The following is a 15,355-nucleotide window of genomic DNA, read 5'->3' as shown; positions in this document are numbered from 1 at the left end:
TGGGCATGGGACTCTTCGATTCGCTTCGCGCCGCCCTCGGAATCAGCGCCGAGTCGGACGCGACCAGTCGGGCCGACCCCGACGACCTCTTTGGCATGAGTACGGCCTATCTGACGATGGAAGCAGACCTCGGGTTCGACTCCGCCGACGAGGCGGCCCTCTGTTTCTCCTCCGTAGACAGCACTGACTTCGCCAACACTGTCGATTCCGTCGAGACCATTCTCAGCGCCGGCAGTGAAGAGACCGGCACGACGTTCGACCGCCACACCGACGGCCACGGGTACAACTGGGTCGTCCTCGGAGACGACGACCCCGAGGACCTCGTGACGAGCGTCCACTTCGCCGCCGACGAGTTCATCGAGCGTGGCTACGGGTCGCGCCTCCTCGCGGCGCTCTTCGGATTCCGGAAGGGCGACGACCGAGTCTACTGGATTTACTCGTTCCGCCGCGGCGCGTACTACCCATTCGCCCCGCAGGGAACCTCCAAGCGGAACCAGAAACTGGAGTTCAAACTCGAATCTGTCCTCGACGGCGAACTCGAAATCGAAGACGACGAGGGGTACTGGTACCCGCTGTGGCCTTCGACGCCGTCCGGCCACCCGTGGGAGTGACGCGCGGCGTCTGAGTGCTGTTTTTCCACGCGTCTTCGCGCCGACTCCAGCGACATCCGACTTCAACCTCCGTCAGACGCTCGTCATCGGGTCGCCGCAGTCTCCTGATTTCACTTTCACCTTGCTGTTAACGAGGGTTTATGTGGGTATAGGCGGAACGACGGTGTATGGCAGAAGACGACCTCGAAAGTCTCCCCGGTGTCGGCCCGGCGACCGCCGACAAACTCGTAGAGAGCGGCTACGACAGCTATCAGTCCATCGCAGTCGCCAGCCCCGGCGAACTCTCGAACAAGGCCGATATCGGCTCCAGCACGGCCTCGGACATCATCAACGCCGCCCGCGACGCCGCCGACGTCGGTGGCTTCGAGACGGGTTCGATGGTCCTCGAACGACGCAAGCAAATCGGCAAACTCAGCTGGCAAATCGACGAAGTCGACGAACTCCTCGGTGGCGGCCTCGAAACCCAGTCCATCACCGAAGTCTACGGTGAGTTCGGTGCCGGGAAGTCCCAGATTACGCACCAACTGGCCGTCAACGTCCAGCTCCCGCCCGAACAGGGCGGCCTTGGCGGCGGGTGTATCTTCATCGACTCCGAAGACACGTTCCGCCCGGAGCGTATCGACGACATGGTCCGTGGCCTCGAAGACGACGTGCTCGAAGCGACGCTCGCAGACCGCGAAATCGAAGGCTCCGTCGACGACGAAGAGACGATGCAGGAACTCGTCGACGACGTCCTCGACAAGATTCACGTGGCGAAGGCGTTCAACTCCAACCACCAGATTCTCCTCGCAGAGAAGGCCAAGGAACTCGCCGGCGAGCACGAAGACACCGACTGGCCGGTCCGCCTGCTCTGTGTCGACTCGCTCACCGCCCACTTCCGCGCCGAGTACGTCGGCCGTGGCGAACTCGCCGAACGCCAGCAGAAACTCAACAAGCACCTCCACGACCTGATGCGAATCGGCGACCTGTTCAACACGGGTATCCTCGTCACGAACCAGGTCGCGTCGAACCCCGACTCCTACTTCGGTGACCCGACCCAGCCTATCGGTGGTAACATCCTCGGCCACACCTCGACGTTCCGTATCTACCTCCGCAAGTCCAAGGGCGACAAGCGTATCGTCCGTCTCGTGGACGCGCCGAACCTCGCCGACGGCGAAGCCGTCATGCGCGTGCAGGACGGCGGCCTGAAGCCCGAGTAAGCGACGTCAGACGACGCTCCCTCTTTCCCCCTTTCCGTGTCGGCGAGCGACCGCTATCGACGTGACCTGTCGGTCTCTCGTACCACTCTCGAACACACGCTGGCCGACGAGTTCCACCGTGAACCGAGCGACGTCGGCTCGCCGATGCCACCGGACCGTATAAATCGGGAGACGAACCCGCTGTCACTGGGCTCTCCCGTGCTATCTTGTCTCACGTGTGTGCCTTTATCTTAGTTCTCATAATATTGGAAACAGAGGGCAATACTAACCCTTCACGGAGCGACTTCTCAACTAAGGTGAACACGATGACACAACGAATCGCAGTCGTTGGTGGTGGTACAGGCGGCACGGTGGTCTCGAACCGCCTCGCCGAAGAACTCGCAGAGGAGATAGACCGCGGCAACGTCGAAGTTACGCTGGTGACCGACGACACGAAGCACGTCTACAAGCCGGTGTTCCTCTACGTTCCGTTCGGTCTCGCGGAACCCGAAGACGGCGTTCGTGACCTCCGCGAACTCGTCGACGACCGAGTGAACATCGTCACCAACCGGGTTCGCCGCGTCGACACCGACGAGAAGCGTCTCTACTGCCAGGACGGTGACGAGGTCATCGAGTACGACAAACTCGTCCTCGCGACCGGCGCGAAACTCGACCCCGACGCAGTCCCCGGATTCAAACAGGCCGCGCACCACTTCTACAGTGCCCGCGGTGCAGAAGAACTCCGCGAGGCACTCGCCGACTTCGAGGGTGGCCGTCTCGTGCTCAGCGTCGTCGGGACGCCCCACATGTGCCCGGCCGCACCGCTGGAGTTCACGCTCATCGTGGACGATTGGCTCCGTGACCAGGGAATTCGTGCGGACACCGAACTCGTCTACACGTACCCAATCGACCGAAGTCACGGCAAGCCCGAAGTCGCCGAATGGGCCGACCCACTCCTCGCCGAACGCGACGTTCGCGTCGAGACGGAGTTCGTCGTCGAGTCTATCGACCCCGACGACCGGGTCATCTCCGCGAAGAACGGCGAAGAACTCGCCTACGACTTCCTCGTGGGCATCCCGCCGCACCGCGGTGACGAGATGATTATCGAGTCCGGCCTCGGCGACAACGGTTGGGTCGACGTCGACCAGCGAACCTTGCAGGCGAGCGCCGACCCCGACGTGTACGCCATCGGCGACACGGCGTCGCTCCCGATTCCGAAAGCCGGCAGTGCGGCGCACTTCCAGGCGTTCACCGTCGCAGAACGACTCGCGTCGCAGGTGCGGGACCGAACGCCCACGAAGAAGTACAACGGGAAGACCGTCTGTTTCGTCGAGACCGGTCTCGACGAGGCGTCGTTCGTCTCGTTCGACTACGAGACGCCCGCGACGATGCGACGCCCGTCGAAGACCATCCACTGGGCGAAACACGCGTACAACGAATCGTACTGGCTGACTGCCAGAGGAATGCTCTGAGGTGAGGACGATGCAGGAACAAGAAAACACACAGACGACAGCACAGCAGGTCCCCGAAGAACTCGTGGCGGCCATCGAGAACAACCCCGAAGAAGTCGCCGTGCTCATCGAGCGACTTGGCCTCATCAACGACCTCATCGACGTGGTCGAACTCGGCGTCGGTGCCGTCGACGACGAGATGGTTCACTCCCTCGCGCGGACCGGGAGCACGCTCGCCGAAGTCGCGGACGAAGCGGCCGAACCGGAGACTGTGGCAGGCATCAAACGCCTGCTCAACGCCGTCGGCGACGCGGAAGAAGCAGACGCCAAACCCGTCGGTGCGATGGGTCTCATCCGTGCCACCCGCGACCCGAACGTGAAGTCCGGCCTCGGGTACCTCATCGCGCTGGCCGCAGCGCTCGGCGCGCAAGCAGACGACGAGAAGTAAGCGTCGACGAGTCCGGTCGGTCTACGCGTCGTCTTCGGTCTTCGTCTTCTCGATTTCTATCTCGCCGTCGTGAATCTTCGCGCCATCCTGTGCGACCTGTCGCGCGAGGACGGCACACTTGATTCGCATCGGTGAGATGTCTACACCGAGCATCTCGGTGATGTCGTCGGTGTCCATCGCGTCGAGTTCCGAGAGCGTGGTGCCCGGGAGTCGTTGCGTGAGCATGCTCGCGGACGCCTGACTGATGGCACAGCCATCGCCGGAGAACGCGACGCGCTCTATCGTCTCGCCGTCGTCGGCGAGCTGCACGTCCATCGTAATCGTATCGCCGCAGGAGGGGTTCTCCCCCGTGTGGGTGAACGTCGGCGACTCCAGCCGACCGTGGTTGCGGGGGTTCTTGTAGTGGTCCAAAATCTGCTGACGATACATGTCTGAGCCAATGCCCATTGGTGTTCGTCGGGGCTACGCCCGAGCGCCGTAAAAGGGTTCCGGGGCCGGCGAAGCGGCCGATTTCGCTGCTTACGCCGTGTCTGCTGGTGACGACTCTCCGTCGTACTTCGTCCACTTCTTCTCTACGTCGCGGTTGGCGACCACGACGGTGTCTCCCTCGTCGCTCTCGAACCGTGTCTTTCGGAGTTCGATGGCCGAGACGGTCCCTGTCACCGGGTCTGCCTTCACACGGTCACCGGGATTGAAATCGGGGTCTCGAAGGAGGTAGACGCCGGCGACGGTGTCGGCAATCATGTTCGACAGCGCGTACGAGACGCCCAGCGCGATGAACCCAGTCGCCGTCCCGAGACTCGCCGCAATCTCTTCCATGCCGACGATGTTCAAAAGCGCCAACGCCGCTCCGAACCAGAGGAAGACGCCAGCGATGGCGACGCCGAGGTCCACGATGAGGTCTTGCTCTTCAGGATAGAGGCCGTCCAGTGCGCCACGAAGGAGGTACAGGATGACTCTGATGCCGACGTACGCGAGACCGACGAAGACGATACCAGCGAGAACCTTCGGTGCCGCGTCGCGAATCGCGTTGCCGAACTCGACGAGTGTGCTTTCGAGGATATCGAAGACGAACCCGGTCACCGATTGGAGCATACGGTCGGTTGTCGTCTCAGTGGACCAAAGGCATTGTCCCCAGTCGACGGCCGACGTCTCCCGGATTGCGGGGCGTCTCAGCGGGTTCAGCGAATCGGCCTTCAGACTTATTTAGGTGTATTCGCTGGGTACAGACGTTCATACGAGACTGAACGTCACACGACCCATGAGCGACGACCCTCCCTTCGACTCGACTGACCGTGCACTCCTCACGACTCGACGCGCGTTTCTCGCCGGACTCAGTGTCGGCGCTGCCGGGACAGCAGGTGCGCTCGCTGGCGTGCCAGACATGCCCGGACTCGGGGGCGAAAGCGACCACTCCGACGCCCACCACGTCCGCACACTCGTCGCCGAGGACGACGCGACGAACCGGGCGACAGGGGGTCTGTGGCGCGTCTCTGATACGTGGGAAGGGTCAGCCCCCGGTGACGGTGCTCGCGTTCACATCCCGGCGGACGTGACGGTGACACTCGACCACGAGGCGACGTCCCGACTTCGGACAGTCCGCGTCGACGGGACGCTTCGCGTCGACCCGACGACGACGACGCGACTCCAACTCGGGACGCTCGCGGTCACAGAGACGGGGACGCTCGAACTCGGGACGCCCGAGAACCCAGTCCAGCGAGACGCCGGTGCGCGAATCACCTTCCTCGACGAGGGACCACTCGACGAGTCGGCAGACCCCGAACGCATCGGCCGTGGGTTGCTCACGCTCGCCGGCGCGACGGTTCGCATCGTGGGTGAGCCCGTAACCCCGTGGCTTCACCTCGAACGCCCGCCTCACGCGGGAGAGACCGAACTGCTCGTTACCGATTCACCGACCGGGTGGGAGGCTGGAGAGACGCTCGTCGTCGCCGGCATGCACCCGGACCGAGACGAAGACGAAGTCGTGACGATAGCTGGTGTCGACGAGTCGCGGATTCGCCTCGAATCACCGCTCGAATTCGACCACGACCCACCCCGTGAGTCGCTCTCGGGTGTCGTCGCCGCGATGGACCGAGCGGTGACGCTCGAATCGGAGTCCACGCGAACGAAGCGCCGCGGGCACGTGATGTTCATGAGCGACGACGTGCACGTCAGTCACGCCGCGTTCTCCGCACTCGGTCGGACCGACAAGTCGCGACCCTTCACCGACCCGACGAACGGCGTCCCTCCCGAAGACGCCGACCCGAACCCACAGGCCCGCTACGCCTGTCACTTCCACCGGACTGGCACCGGTACTGAGAACCCCCCACGAGTCGTCGAAGGGTGCGTCGTCGATGGGAGTCCCGGGTGGGGCTACGTCAACCACGCGAGTTACGTCCGATTCGAGGACAACGTCTCGTTCCGTGTCTTCGGCGCGGGATTCGTCGCCGAGACGGGGGCCGAACGAGGGACGTTCCGTCGAAACCTCGCCCTGCGCTCGCATGGGTCCGGGTCGGTCCCCGACGGCAGGCAGTTCAAAGCCGAGTCGCCGGGGAACATCGACGACTTCGGCCACGGCGGCTATGGATTCTGGTTTCAGGGACCGACTGTCGCCGTCGAAGACAACGTCGCCGCCGGCCACAGACACTACGGATTCGTCTACTGGAATCGCGCGAAACCAGACGCCGAGGTTCCGCCCGACGCACTCGGTAGTCTCGTCGGAACGGTTCCCAACGTCCCCGTCGAAGCGCTCGACGGCCAACCCGAACTCGCTCGCTCTGACCGCGTCGAAGACGGGATGGTTCCGTCGAGTTTCGTCCGCCTCGCGTCGTTCGCCCGCAACACCGTCTTCGCCTCCGGCGGCGGCCTCGATATCTCGCGACACATGTTCACCTTCGCGCACGACCGGGTCGAGGCCTACAGCGTCGTCGAGGACTTCACGGCGTTCAACATCGGGTCGCACGTGAGTCAGTGGGACCGACTCAGGCCTCCGAACGGACGCGGCGCGCAGGGCGGCGAAAATGGCATCTCGATTCGGTACAGCGCCAACGTCGTCGTTCGGAACCCGACCCTTGTCTCGGGTACGGGAGGCCGCCGCGGCGTCGGAATCAACCGCAATCACGCGCCGGCGAACGTCCACGTCGAGAACCCCGACATCGAGGGATGGTTCGTCGGCATTCGCGCACCACCTCGGGGGTCGGCCCCGATTCGCGGCGGCCGACTCGACAACCACGTGGACGTGCACGTCATCGGCGGGACGACGGACCGTCGCTGGTCGAAGAAGCAACAGGTGGACGTCGAGAACGTCGATTTCGTCGACGGCGGCCGTGCCGACATGTTCCTCAGCGCCGAACTCGACGACCACCTCTACGGCCTCTTCACCCCGGAGGGGCACGTCCGGCGCGACGGCGACAAGGTGTACTTCGCCGAGCAAGCGCCGGAGTTCGTTCCGTTCCCGACGAAAGCCGACGTACAGGCCGCAGACCCCGGCGACGACCCGTTCGCAGACCTGAGTGACGTGTCGCCGAAGGCGCTCGTGGGGAAGTCGAACGCCGAGTTGTTCGACGCGTTCGGCCTCGCCGTCGAAGGGGCGGTTCGCCCGCCAGACGCCGTCAGTCTCGCGGGCGTGGAAAACGGGTTCGTCGTCGATGGCGACGACGAGTCGACTGCTCCTTCGCTCGGGCCACTCGAACACGTCCACTCTGCGGATGGGTCGATGTACGAACTCGGGCGTCTCCGGTCCGACGAACCACTCTACGTCTACGACGACGCAACGTTCTTGACCGTCCCCGGGCGGTACGCGGGGCTGCCGTACGTCCGACCGGAACACGACGATGGTGATTCGTCGCGCCAGTCGCACCTGACGCTCACACTCTCGTCACCCGCGACAGTCTACGTCGCCGTCGACACCGACTCGTCTCCCGGATGGCTCTCGGGGTGGAACGACACTGGCGACACTATCGGCACCTCGGACGGAACGCGACGCGTCTACGAACAGACGTTCGACTCGGGAACGGTGCGACTCGGCGGGAACCCGGACTCACACAGGATGTACACGGTGTTCGTTCGAGAACAGTAGCCCACCTTTTACGCTGCGCTCGCGCTGCTCGCTCGTAAAAGCTGGACCAAAAGGATTCGTCACCCGCTTCGCGGGTTCCTCACCCCCGCTCACTTCGTTCGCGGAACAGTGCAGGCAGTACTCAAGCGAACAGGTCGCGTGCGACTTCCAGTCCCTCGACCAGTTTGTCGACTTCCTCTTTCGTGTTGTAGATGTAGAACGACGCCCGCGTGGAGGCCGCAGCACCCAGAACGTCGTGGAGTGGTTGCGTACAGTGGTCGCCGGCGCGGATGGCGACGCCCTGCTCGTTAAGGATGCTAGAGAGGTCGTGGGCGTGGACGCCGTCGAGGTTGAACGCGACGAGACCGCCGCGGTCGTCGCCCGGTGGACCGTAGATTTCGATGTCGTCGAACTCGCTCAGACGGTCGTAGGCGTACTCGGCGAGGAGTTCCTCGTGGGCCTGCACGTTCTCCATGCCGATGTCGTCGAGGTAGTCGACGGCGGCGGCGAACCCGATACCCTGCGCGATAGGGGGGGTACCCGCTTCGAACTTCCACGGCAGGTCTTCCCACGTCGACTCCTCGAAGGTGACGCGCCGAATCATCTCGCCGCCGTAGAGGTAGGGGTCCATCTCCTCGAGGATGTCGCGCTTGCCGTAGAGCGCGCCGATACCCGTCGGGCCGCACATCTTGTGGCCCGAGAAGGCGAAGAAGTCGGCGTCGATGGCTTCCACGTCGACCGGTCGGGTCGGAACCGACTGCGCGCCGTCGACGAAGATGTAGGCACCAACGTCGTGGGCCATGTCGGCGAGTTCCGAGACGGGGTTGATGGTGCCCAGCGTGTTCGAGACGTGGACGACGGAGACCATCTTCGTGGAGTCGTCGATGAGTTCCTTCGCGTGCTCCATGTCGAGTCGGCCGTCGTCGGTGACGCGGATGAACCGGGCCTCGGCACCGGTCTTCTTGGCGATTTGCTGCCACGTGACCAGCGAGGCGTGGTGTTCCATCTCGGTGAGGACCACCGAGTCGCCGGGGCCGAGTTCGTTCAGGCCCCACGCGTAGGCGACGAGGTTCATCGCCTCGGTGGTGTTCTTGGTGAAGACGACTTCCTCGCGGCCGCCGGAGGCACCGATGAACTCGGCGACCCTGTCGTGGGCGTTTTCGTAGGCGACGGAGGCCTCTTGGCTCAGACTGTGGATGCCGCGGTGGACGTTCGAGTTGTACCCGTAGTAGTAGTCGACGATGGCGTCGACGACGTGCTTCGGGGTGTGACTCGTGGCCGCGTTGTCGAGATAGACGAGGGGGACGGTGTCGTCGTCGTGTTCGCCGGGCGTCGAGATGTCGCCGCCGACCTTCCGCTGGAGGATTGGGAAGTCCTCGCGGATGGCGTCGACGTCGACAGGGTACGATTCCTGCACTCCCATTGGGAGTGAGTTACCACCCGAGGCACAACACGTCTTCGGTCCTCGCGTTTCTGTGTAACTGAAACCCGTTACGCGAACTGGCACCTGTTGCCGGGACCGGTGACGACTGCGGGCCTGCACGAGAAATCGGCCGTCGTTTCGGCGGGACGGTGTCCTACGATGCGTACCGGTCGAGATTTTTGAGGTAACTGTACCACCCGACCACGCCGAACACGGCGATGACGAGGACACCGAGCACTCCGAGGACGCCCGAGAGTGTAATCGCGACGAGTGCGAGGAGGAGGCTGACGACGAGGAGTAACCCGATTATCGCGTCGAGTTTCACGAGGACGGCGGGGTGTGTGGTCGGTTTCGAGGACACAGTCTGCGTCTTCGCTGCGTGGGGCTATAGCTGTTAGCGAGGACGAATGTCCCGAGCGTGTCAATAAAGTAGTGGACGCGTCTCTAGAGGTGTATGTCTCCGTCGCCTCCTCTCGCCACGTCCAGTCTGGACGCACTCCCGATGCAACTCGCGGTTCTGAACACGGACGGTGAGATTCTCTACACCAACGAGGCGTGGCGCGAATTCGGCGACGAGAACGACTACGCCGGAGACTCCAGTTCTATCGGAATGAACTACCTCGGCGTCTGTGAGGTTGGTGGGGGTGACAACGGTGGAAACGCCGCCAGTGGGATTCGGTCGGTCATCGACGGTGACCGGGACGAGTTCTCCTACGAATACCCGTGTCACTCGCCCGGCGAGCGCCGGTGGTTCACGATGCGAGCGACCCGGTTCACCGACGAAGCGGAGACGTACATTCAGGTCGTCCACTTGGACATCACCGAGCGAAAACTCGCCGAAATCGAGGCCGACGAGAAAGCGAACAGACTCCAGAACGTCGCCAGCATCCTGTCGCACGACCTGCGCAATCCGCTCGCTGTCGCCCTCGGCTATGCTCAGACGCTCATCGAAGAGGGTATCGCGACGGACCGTCTCGGCCGCGTCGTCGACTCGCTCGAACGGATGGACGAAATCGTCTCGAACGCGCTGGTGCTGGCGAGGCACGATTCTGTCGAACAGCGGGTGACGGTGGACCTCGGCACGCAAGCCGAAAACGCGTGGGAACACGTCGAGACGGGTGGTTCGTCGCTGGTCGTCGCCGACTCCGCGACGTTCGAGGCGGACTCGAATCTCCTCGCCCACGTCTTCGAGAACCTGTTTCGAAATGCAATCGAACACGGACGCGGAGACGACGACCCACCGCTGACCGTGACGGTCGGAACGCTCACCACCGACGACGGCCGGACCGGGTTCTACGTCGAAGACGATGGTGTCGGCATCCCCGCCGACGAACGGGACGACGTGTTCGAGGATGGGTACTCGTCGGCGACCGAAGGAACCGGCCTCGGGCTCTCTATCGTCGCCCAAGCGGTCGAGGCCCACGGGTGGTGTCTCGAACTGACCGAGTCCGAATCGGGTGGCGCACGATTCGAACTCACGGGCGTCGAACTGGACGCGTAGGTTTCGCAGTCGCTCGACGGCAGGAGAAAACGCGGAATCGGACGGCGAGAACGACGACTTACCGAAGCCAGAGGAGTTGTGCGTGGAGCGTGCCGCCGACTTCGAGAACTGTCTCTTCGTCGACGAGGCCAGCGTCGATAGCGACGTTCACCGACTCTTCGCCGACGATGTTGGCGACGGTAGCGCGAGTGAGACTCTCGACGACGGCGTCCTGGTCGACTGTCTCGGCCTCTTCACCGCCGTAGAAGTCCTCGGTCACGTCGAGCGAGACACCGCCGTCGGTGTACGTCTCGCCGATGCAGTCGGCATCACAGACCGAGACGAGCAGTCCTTCCGGGGTCTCGCGTTCACGCAGGAGCATCAGTAGTCCTCGACGAGTTCCGCTTCGGCCTGCTCGCGAATGTCGTCAGCCTGTTGTTGGGCCTGTTCTGCTTCTTCTTCGCGACCGAGTTCTTCGAGGGCGCGCGCCTTCTCCTCGTGGACGGCGGGCGTCCGCATGCCGAGGCGGATGGCGTTGTCGAAGGCGTTGACAGCGTCTTCGTTCAGGCCACGTTCGTGGAGGAAGAAGCCACGGTTGTACCACGCCTGCGGGAAGCGCGGGTCGAGTTCGACGGCACGCTCAGCGTGGTCGAGGGCGTCGGCGGTCTGGCCCGACTCCCACAGCGCGTACGCGAGGTTGGTGTGTGCCGTCGCGGCGTGTTCGCTGTCGTCGTCGACGCGGAGTGCTTCCTGATAGGCACCGACTGCCTCGTCCCACTCTTCGAGTTGGGCGTGCGCAGCGCCCTTGTTCACCCACGCCTCCTGTGCGATGGGGGACTCCTCACCTGCGAAGCGTGCAGTCCGCTCGAACGCCTCGGTTGCCTCCTCGAACCGGTTGATTTGCATGTACGAGAGGCCGACGTCGAGCAGTTTCTCCACGTCGACGTCTTCCGGGTCGATGTTTCGTTTGTCGAGGATGTCGGTCAGGACGCGCGAGTCGACCGGGTCGACCTTCGTCGGGTCCACCGAGAGTTCGGGCGGGTCGAGCGAGAAATCGGAGTAGTCCTCGTCGAACCCCTGCCCTTCGGAGAAACGGTGGGGTCGCTTGCCGTCGTCGGTCATATAAGCGCGATTGGGAGTCACGGCGGTTAAACGCTACGTCAGAGGCGCGACACCGACCGCTTTTTAGCGGCAGTCGGCGTACCACGGGAGAATGCAGGCCCCCTCGACGACTGTGGTCTCGTTCGTCCGACACGCCCACTCGCCGTACGTCCCCAACGCCGAGCGGAGTCGCGGGCTTTCGACCCGGGGACGCCGCGATGCTGCTGCCGTCACGGCCCACCTCGCGGACGTTGCGGACGTCGTCGTCACGAGTCCGTTCGAGCGCGCTCGCGCCACCGTCGAAGGAGTTGCCGACGCCGCTGACGTTCCACTCGTCGTGGACGAAGACCTCAGAGAGCGTGAACTCGCCGGCGAACACGTCGAGGACTTCGAATCGGCCGTCGAATACCTCTGGGGGAACCCGGCGGCGTCGCACCCCGGCGGCGAGTCACACGCCGAGGCACAGGCACGCGGTGTCGCCGCCGTCGAGCGACTCGTCGAAGCGTACCCGAACCGCCACGTCGTCGTCGGCACCCACGGGACGCTCATGGCACTCGTGTTCAACGCGTACGACCCGCGCTACGGCTACGAGTTCTGGAACACGCTCTCGATGCCCGACGTGTACGAAGCGACGTTCTTCGGCGGCGAACTCGCTGGAATCGTGCGGACGTGGGTACCACCGAGCGAGACGGCGGCAGGTGCCGGAAGCGACTGAGCGGCGGAAGCTTAACGTCTGTTTCCAGTCATCTATCTGCCATGCGCCTCTTCCTCGCCATCGACCTGCCGTCGTCGCTCTCGGAGGGTGTCGCGGCGGTGCAGGCGCTCTTCGAAGACGCGGGTGGACTCAGATTCACCGACCCGGAACAGGCCCACGTCACGCTGAAGTTCCTCGGCGAGACGCCTCCAGACCGTGTTTCTGTAGTCGAAGATGCGGTCGAATCGGCCATCGACGCCGCGGGTGTCGAGCAGTTCGACGCCTCAGTCGGCGGATTGGGTGTCTTCCCCTCACTGGACTACATTCGCGTCGTCTGGACTGGTATCGACGACGGGGCCGTGGAGATGACGCGCCTCCACGACGCATTCGAACGCAAGACGACGACCATCGGATTCGACCCCGAGAACCACGACTTTTCCCCGCACGTCACGCTCGCCCGCATGAACGACGCCCGCGGAAAGGCCCTCGTTAGGCGCGTGGTCGAACACGAAGACCCGAACATTGGGTCGTTTCGCGTGCGCGAGGTGCGATTGAAGAAGAGCGAACTCGGCCCCGACGGCCCCGAGTACGAGACGGTGTCTCGATTCTCGCTGTAGCCTCGTCCTCCGAACCCATCGAGTTCTGTCAGTCGTCGGCCGGTCTACGTCGCTGTCGCCGGTCGACTGCCCGCTGAAGTTCGCCGCGAAGGGCATCACGCTTGAACAGGAGGAAGCCGAGGAAGATGAGGACGAACCCGGAAACCGTCGTCAGCGTCGGGACGCGGTCGAGGACGACCCACTCCGCGAGGGCGGCGAACAGCGGAATCACGTACTCCAAGAGGCTGACCTCGATGGGTCCGACTCGGTCGAGAAGCCAGAAGTAGAGCAGGAACCCGCCCGCGCCGGCGACGATGGCGAGGTAGCCGGTTGCGACGAGCGTCGTCGGTACCCACACCGCGTCGGCGGCAGACTCCCACGGGAGCGCGATGCTCGTTACGTGGAGCGTCACTGCCCCGATGAGCATCATCCACGCCTGCACCGCGAGGAGCGACATGCCCGTCTCGCTGTCGTGCGTGAGGACGGCCCCGAGACCGAACGCGATGGCCGAACCGAACACCAGTACCGCACCGACGAGGTTCGACGACAGGAGGTTCCCGGGGTTCGGATTGGCGATGACGACGAGGCCGAGGAAGCCGAGGACCAGACCGGCCACCTTGAGAGGCGAGAGTCGCTCTCGCGTGGCGGTCAGACGGGTCAGTGTCGGCGTCGCCAGTGGGATGATGCCGAGGAGGACAGAGGCGACGGACCCGGGAACGTACACCTGCCCCGAGAACAAGAGCGCGTGGTGGGCGCCGATGCTGAACACGCCGCCGGCGAGAATCGGTCGCCACTCGCTTCGTACTGCTGGTAGGAATCGGTCGCCGCGGGCGATAGTGAGTGCGAACAGGAGTAACGCCGCGACGTCGAACCGAATGGCGGCGAGGAACGCCGGCGGGACCGTTTCGAGGGCGAGTTCTGTCGCGAGGAAGGCACTGCCCCAGACGGCAGAGAGGGTGAGAAAGCCGACGAGTGTGCGGGCCCGACTCATTCACCCGGACTTTTGCGCCGACGATACTGAATGAGTCGATTCGCCCGGTACCCACCGACCCGCGGGTGAATTCGACGGATTCCACCCTGTGGACGCCTCTCACACCTCTCAAACGCGAAGGAACAAGATTTTATGCGGAGGATGGAAACTGTAGGCCACTATGGGTAAGAAGTCGAAGGCTAAGAAGAAGCGTCTGGCGAAGCTCGAACGTCAGAACAGTCGTGTCCCAGCGTGGGTCATGCTCAAGACCGACATGGAAGTCACGCGAAACCCCAAGCGTCGCAACTGGCGGCGAAGCAACACGGACGAGTAAGCAATGAGCGCAAACGACTTCGAGGAGCGCGTCGTCACCGTCCCGCTCCGCGACGTGAAGGCAGTCCCGTCCTACGAGCGTGCAGGCCGCGCGATGAAGCTCATCCGCGAGCACCTCGCGAAGCACTTCAAGGTCGACGCCGACGACGTGCGTCTCGACACCCAGATCAACGAGACCATCTGGGCAAGCGGTCGTCAGGACCCACCGAGCAAGTTCCGCGTCCGCGCCGCACGCTTCGACGAGGACGGCGAGTCGGTCGTCGAAGCCGAACCGGCCGAGTAAACGGTGCTCCGCGCCTCCTTCGCCGGTTCATCCTACATCGGCGTCTTCGCTCGGGCGACCGACGACGTCCTCCTCGTTCGCCCCGATGCCGACGATTCACTCGCCGAACGGATGGCCGAGGAACTCGACGTGCCGGTGGTCAAGACGACCGTCGGCGGGTCAGGAACTGTCGGTGCGTTAGCCACGGGTAACGAGAACGGACTGCTCGTCTCGAGCCGTGCGACGACCCGCGAAAAGGAGGCACTCGCCGAGGTCGTAGACCTCCCCGTCTACGAACTCCCCGGTCGCATCAACGCCGCTGGGAACGTCGTTCTCGCGAACGACTACGGCGCGTACGTCCACGCAGACCTCTCCGGCGAGGCCGTCTCGGCCGTCGAAGAGGCACTGGAAGTTCCCGTCGAACGCGGTGACCTCGCCGACGTTCGAACCGTCGGGATGGCGGCCGTCGCCACCAACCGTGGCGTCCTCTGCCACCCGAAGTCTCGCGAACCCGAACTCGAAGCGCTCGAAGCGCTCCTCGACGTTCGCGCGGACCTCGGAACCATCAACTACGGTGGACCGCTCGTCGGGTCTGGCCTCGTCGCCAACGACGAGTCGTACATCGTCGGCGAAGAGACGACCGGTCCGGAACTGGGTCGCATCGAAGACGCCCTCGACTACATCGACTGAGGGCCTCTCGTCCACCCTTTTCGCGGCTCATTCTCACCGTGAGTAGGAAGACTCTTCCCGC

At 63.9% G+C, this 15,355-nt stretch carries 18 protein-coding genes; 11 read left to right on the top strand and 7 right to left on the bottom strand.

Annotated features, from left to right (window positions below):
• Positions 1-5 precede the first annotated feature (5 nt).
• The 4 genes from pspAB (at position 6) to GJR96_RS04780 (ending at position 3,688) form a co-directional block, all read left to right on the top strand.
• The gene (gene pspAB, locus GJR96_RS04795; protein ID WP_151161888.1) at positions 6-611 is read left to right on the top strand and encodes a PspA-associated protein PspAB; all 606 of its coding nucleotides are present in this window, start codon (positions 6-8) and stop codon (positions 609-611) included.
• 167 nt (positions 612-778) lie between these two features.
• Positions 779-1,810, top strand: coding sequence for a DNA repair and recombination protein RadA (gene radA / locus GJR96_RS04790; RefSeq protein WP_151161887.1), 1,032 nt, complete (start codon positions 779-781; stop codon positions 1,808-1,810).
• A gap of 305 nt (positions 1,811-2,115) precedes the next feature.
• Entirely contained in the window at positions 2,116-3,261 is a 1,146-nt protein-coding gene (locus GJR96_RS04785) for an NAD(P)/FAD-dependent oxidoreductase (protein WP_151161886.1), read from the top strand.
• 10 nt (positions 3,262-3,271) lie between these two features.
• Positions 3,272-3,688, top strand: coding sequence for a DUF1641 domain-containing protein (locus GJR96_RS04780; RefSeq protein WP_151161885.1), 417 nt, complete (start codon positions 3,272-3,274; stop codon positions 3,686-3,688).
• Positions 3,689-3,709: 21 nt separating this feature from the next.
• On the opposite strand, the gene sufU is transcribed toward GJR96_RS04780, so the two are convergent.
• Both sufU and GJR96_RS04770 read right to left on the bottom strand, forming a co-directional pair.
• Positions 3,710-4,135: a Fe-S cluster assembly sulfur transfer protein SufU gene (gene sufU / locus GJR96_RS04775; protein WP_058571533.1), complete on the bottom strand. Its 426-nt coding sequence runs from the start codon at positions 4,133-4,135 to the stop codon at positions 3,710-3,712.
• A 72-nt stretch (positions 4,136-4,207) separates the two neighbouring features.
• Positions 4,208-4,783, bottom strand: coding sequence for a mechanosensitive ion channel domain-containing protein (locus GJR96_RS04770; protein ID WP_151161884.1), 576 nt, complete (start codon positions 4,781-4,783; stop codon positions 4,208-4,210).
• Positions 4,784-4,949: 166 nt separating this feature from the next.
• Here GJR96_RS04770 and GJR96_RS04765 point away from each other — a divergent pair, with 166 nt between their 5' ends.
• Positions 4,950-7,766, top strand: a complete 2,817-nt coding sequence (locus tag GJR96_RS04765; RefSeq protein ID WP_151161883.1) for a G8 domain-containing protein — start codon at positions 4,950-4,952, stop codon at positions 7,764-7,766.
• 121 nt (positions 7,767-7,887) lie between these two features.
• On the opposite strand, the gene sufS is transcribed toward GJR96_RS04765, so the two are convergent.
• Entirely contained in the window at positions 7,888-9,162 is a 1,275-nt protein-coding gene (gene sufS / locus GJR96_RS04760) for a bifunctional cysteine desulfurase/selenocysteine lyase SufS (RefSeq protein ID WP_225317751.1), read from the bottom strand.
• Positions 9,163-9,322: 160 nt separating this feature from the next.
• Positions 9,323-9,529 (bottom strand): hypothetical protein, encoded by a 207-nt coding sequence (locus GJR96_RS04755; RefSeq protein ID WP_151161881.1) that lies wholly within the window; start codon positions 9,527-9,529, stop codon positions 9,323-9,325.
• Between the two features lie 93 nt (positions 9,530-9,622).
• On the opposite strand from GJR96_RS04755, the gene GJR96_RS04750 reads away from it, so the two are divergent.
• Positions 9,623-10,669, top strand: a complete 1,047-nt coding sequence (locus GJR96_RS04750; RefSeq protein ID WP_151161880.1) for a sensor histidine kinase — start codon at positions 9,623-9,625, stop codon at positions 10,667-10,669.
• A gap of 58 nt (positions 10,670-10,727) precedes the next feature.
• Here the strand turns inward: GJR96_RS04750 and GJR96_RS04745 are convergent, their stop codons facing one another.
• Both GJR96_RS04745 and GJR96_RS04740 read right to left on the bottom strand, forming a co-directional pair.
• The gene (locus tag GJR96_RS04745; RefSeq protein WP_058571528.1) at positions 10,728-11,030 is read right to left on the bottom strand and encodes a DUF424 domain-containing protein; all 303 of its coding nucleotides are present in this window, start codon (positions 11,028-11,030) and stop codon (positions 10,728-10,730) included.
• Entirely contained in the window at positions 11,030-11,770 is a 741-nt protein-coding gene (locus GJR96_RS04740; RefSeq protein ID WP_151161879.1) for a tetratricopeptide repeat protein, read from the bottom strand. The genes GJR96_RS04745 and GJR96_RS04740 overlap by 1 nt, the downstream gene beginning before the upstream one ends.
• A gap of 91 nt (positions 11,771-11,861) precedes the next feature.
• Between GJR96_RS04740 and GJR96_RS04735 the strand changes: the two genes are divergently transcribed.
• Both GJR96_RS04735 and thpR read left to right on the top strand, forming a co-directional pair.
• Positions 11,862-12,464 carry a histidine phosphatase family protein gene (locus GJR96_RS04735; RefSeq protein ID WP_151161878.1) on the top strand — a complete coding sequence of 201 codons (603 nt, stop codon included), beginning with the start codon at positions 11,862-11,864 and terminating at the stop codon, positions 12,462-12,464.
• A 41-nt stretch (positions 12,465-12,505) separates the two neighbouring features.
• Positions 12,506-13,060, top strand: coding sequence for an RNA 2',3'-cyclic phosphodiesterase (thpR, locus tag GJR96_RS04730; protein ID WP_151161877.1), 555 nt, complete (start codon positions 12,506-12,508; stop codon positions 13,058-13,060).
• Between the two features lie 28 nt (positions 13,061-13,088).
• Here thpR and GJR96_RS04725 read toward each other — a convergent pair whose 3' ends face one another.
• On the bottom strand, positions 13,089-14,030 hold the full coding sequence (locus tag GJR96_RS04725) for a DMT family transporter (RefSeq protein ID WP_151161876.1): 942 nt from the start codon (positions 14,028-14,030) through the stop codon (positions 13,089-13,091).
• A gap of 160 nt (positions 14,031-14,190) precedes the next feature.
• Between GJR96_RS04725 and GJR96_RS04720 the strand changes: the two genes are divergently transcribed.
• The 3 genes from GJR96_RS04720 to GJR96_RS04710 are packed head-to-tail and all read left to right on the top strand — an operon-like array spanning position 14,191 to position 15,294.
• Entirely contained in the window at positions 14,191-14,343 is a 153-nt protein-coding gene (locus tag GJR96_RS04720) for a 50S ribosomal protein L39e (protein WP_007544136.1), read from the top strand.
• Between the two features lie 3 nt (positions 14,344-14,346).
• Complete coding sequence (locus tag GJR96_RS04715; protein ID WP_151161875.1) at positions 14,347-14,625, top strand: 50S ribosomal protein L31e; 279 nt, start codon at positions 14,347-14,349, stop codon at positions 14,623-14,625.
• 3 nt (positions 14,626-14,628) lie between these two features.
• Entirely contained in the window at positions 14,629-15,294 is a 666-nt protein-coding gene (locus GJR96_RS04710; RefSeq protein WP_151161874.1) for a translation initiation factor IF-6, read from the top strand.
• Positions 15,295-15,355 lie beyond the last annotated feature (61 nt).

This window comes from Haloferax litoreum, from assembly GCF_009674605.1.
Lineage (GTDB): Archaea > Halobacteriota > Halobacteria > Halobacteriales > Haloferacaceae > Haloferax > Haloferax litoreum.
Note: the sequence above shows the minus strand (reverse complement) of the source record. Positions and strands in the feature narration are given on the sequence as shown.

What these genes read in the sequence shown, in the direction of transcription:
- GJR96_RS04740 (WP_151161879.1), bottom strand. Translation starts at nt 11,770, where the DNA reads ATGACCGACGACGGCAAGCGACCCCACCGTTTCTCCGAAGGGCAGGGG.
- GJR96_RS04750 (WP_151161880.1), top strand. Translation starts at nt 9,623, where the DNA reads ATGTCTCCGTCGCCTCCTCTCGCCACGTCCAGTCTGGACGCACTCCCG.
- sufU (WP_058571533.1), bottom strand. Translation starts at nt 4,135, where the DNA reads ATGGGCATTGGCTCAGACATGTATCGTCAGCAGATTTTGGACCACTAC.
- radA (WP_151161887.1), top strand. Translation starts at nt 779, where the DNA reads ATGGCAGAAGACGACCTCGAAAGTCTCCCCGGTGTCGGCCCGGCGACC.
- GJR96_RS04745 (WP_058571528.1), bottom strand. Translation starts at nt 11,030, where the DNA reads ATGCTCCTGCGTGAACGCGAGACCCCGGAAGGACTGCTCGTCTCGGTC.
- GJR96_RS04735 (WP_151161878.1), top strand. Translation starts at nt 11,862, where the DNA reads ATGCAGGCCCCCTCGACGACTGTGGTCTCGTTCGTCCGACACGCCCAC.
- thpR (WP_151161877.1), top strand. Translation starts at nt 12,506, where the DNA reads ATGCGCCTCTTCCTCGCCATCGACCTGCCGTCGTCGCTCTCGGAGGGT.
- GJR96_RS04770 (WP_151161884.1), bottom strand. Translation starts at nt 4,783, where the DNA reads ATGCTCCAATCGGTGACCGGGTTCGTCTTCGATATCCTCGAAAGCACA.
- GJR96_RS04715 (WP_151161875.1), top strand. Translation starts at nt 14,347, where the DNA reads ATGAGCGCAAACGACTTCGAGGAGCGCGTCGTCACCGTCCCGCTCCGC.
- pspAB (WP_151161888.1), top strand. Translation starts at nt 6, where the DNA reads ATGGGACTCTTCGATTCGCTTCGCGCCGCCCTCGGAATCAGCGCCGAG.
- GJR96_RS04720 (WP_007544136.1), top strand. Translation starts at nt 14,191, where the DNA reads ATGGGTAAGAAGTCGAAGGCTAAGAAGAAGCGTCTGGCGAAGCTCGAA.
- GJR96_RS04785 (WP_151161886.1), top strand. Translation starts at nt 2,116, where the DNA reads ATGACACAACGAATCGCAGTCGTTGGTGGTGGTACAGGCGGCACGGTG.
- GJR96_RS04780 (WP_151161885.1), top strand. Translation starts at nt 3,272, where the DNA reads ATGCAGGAACAAGAAAACACACAGACGACAGCACAGCAGGTCCCCGAA.
- GJR96_RS04765 (WP_151161883.1), top strand. Translation starts at nt 4,950, where the DNA reads ATGAGCGACGACCCTCCCTTCGACTCGACTGACCGTGCACTCCTCACG.
- GJR96_RS04725 (WP_151161876.1), bottom strand. Translation starts at nt 14,030, where the DNA reads ATGAGTCGGGCCCGCACACTCGTCGGCTTTCTCACCCTCTCTGCCGTC.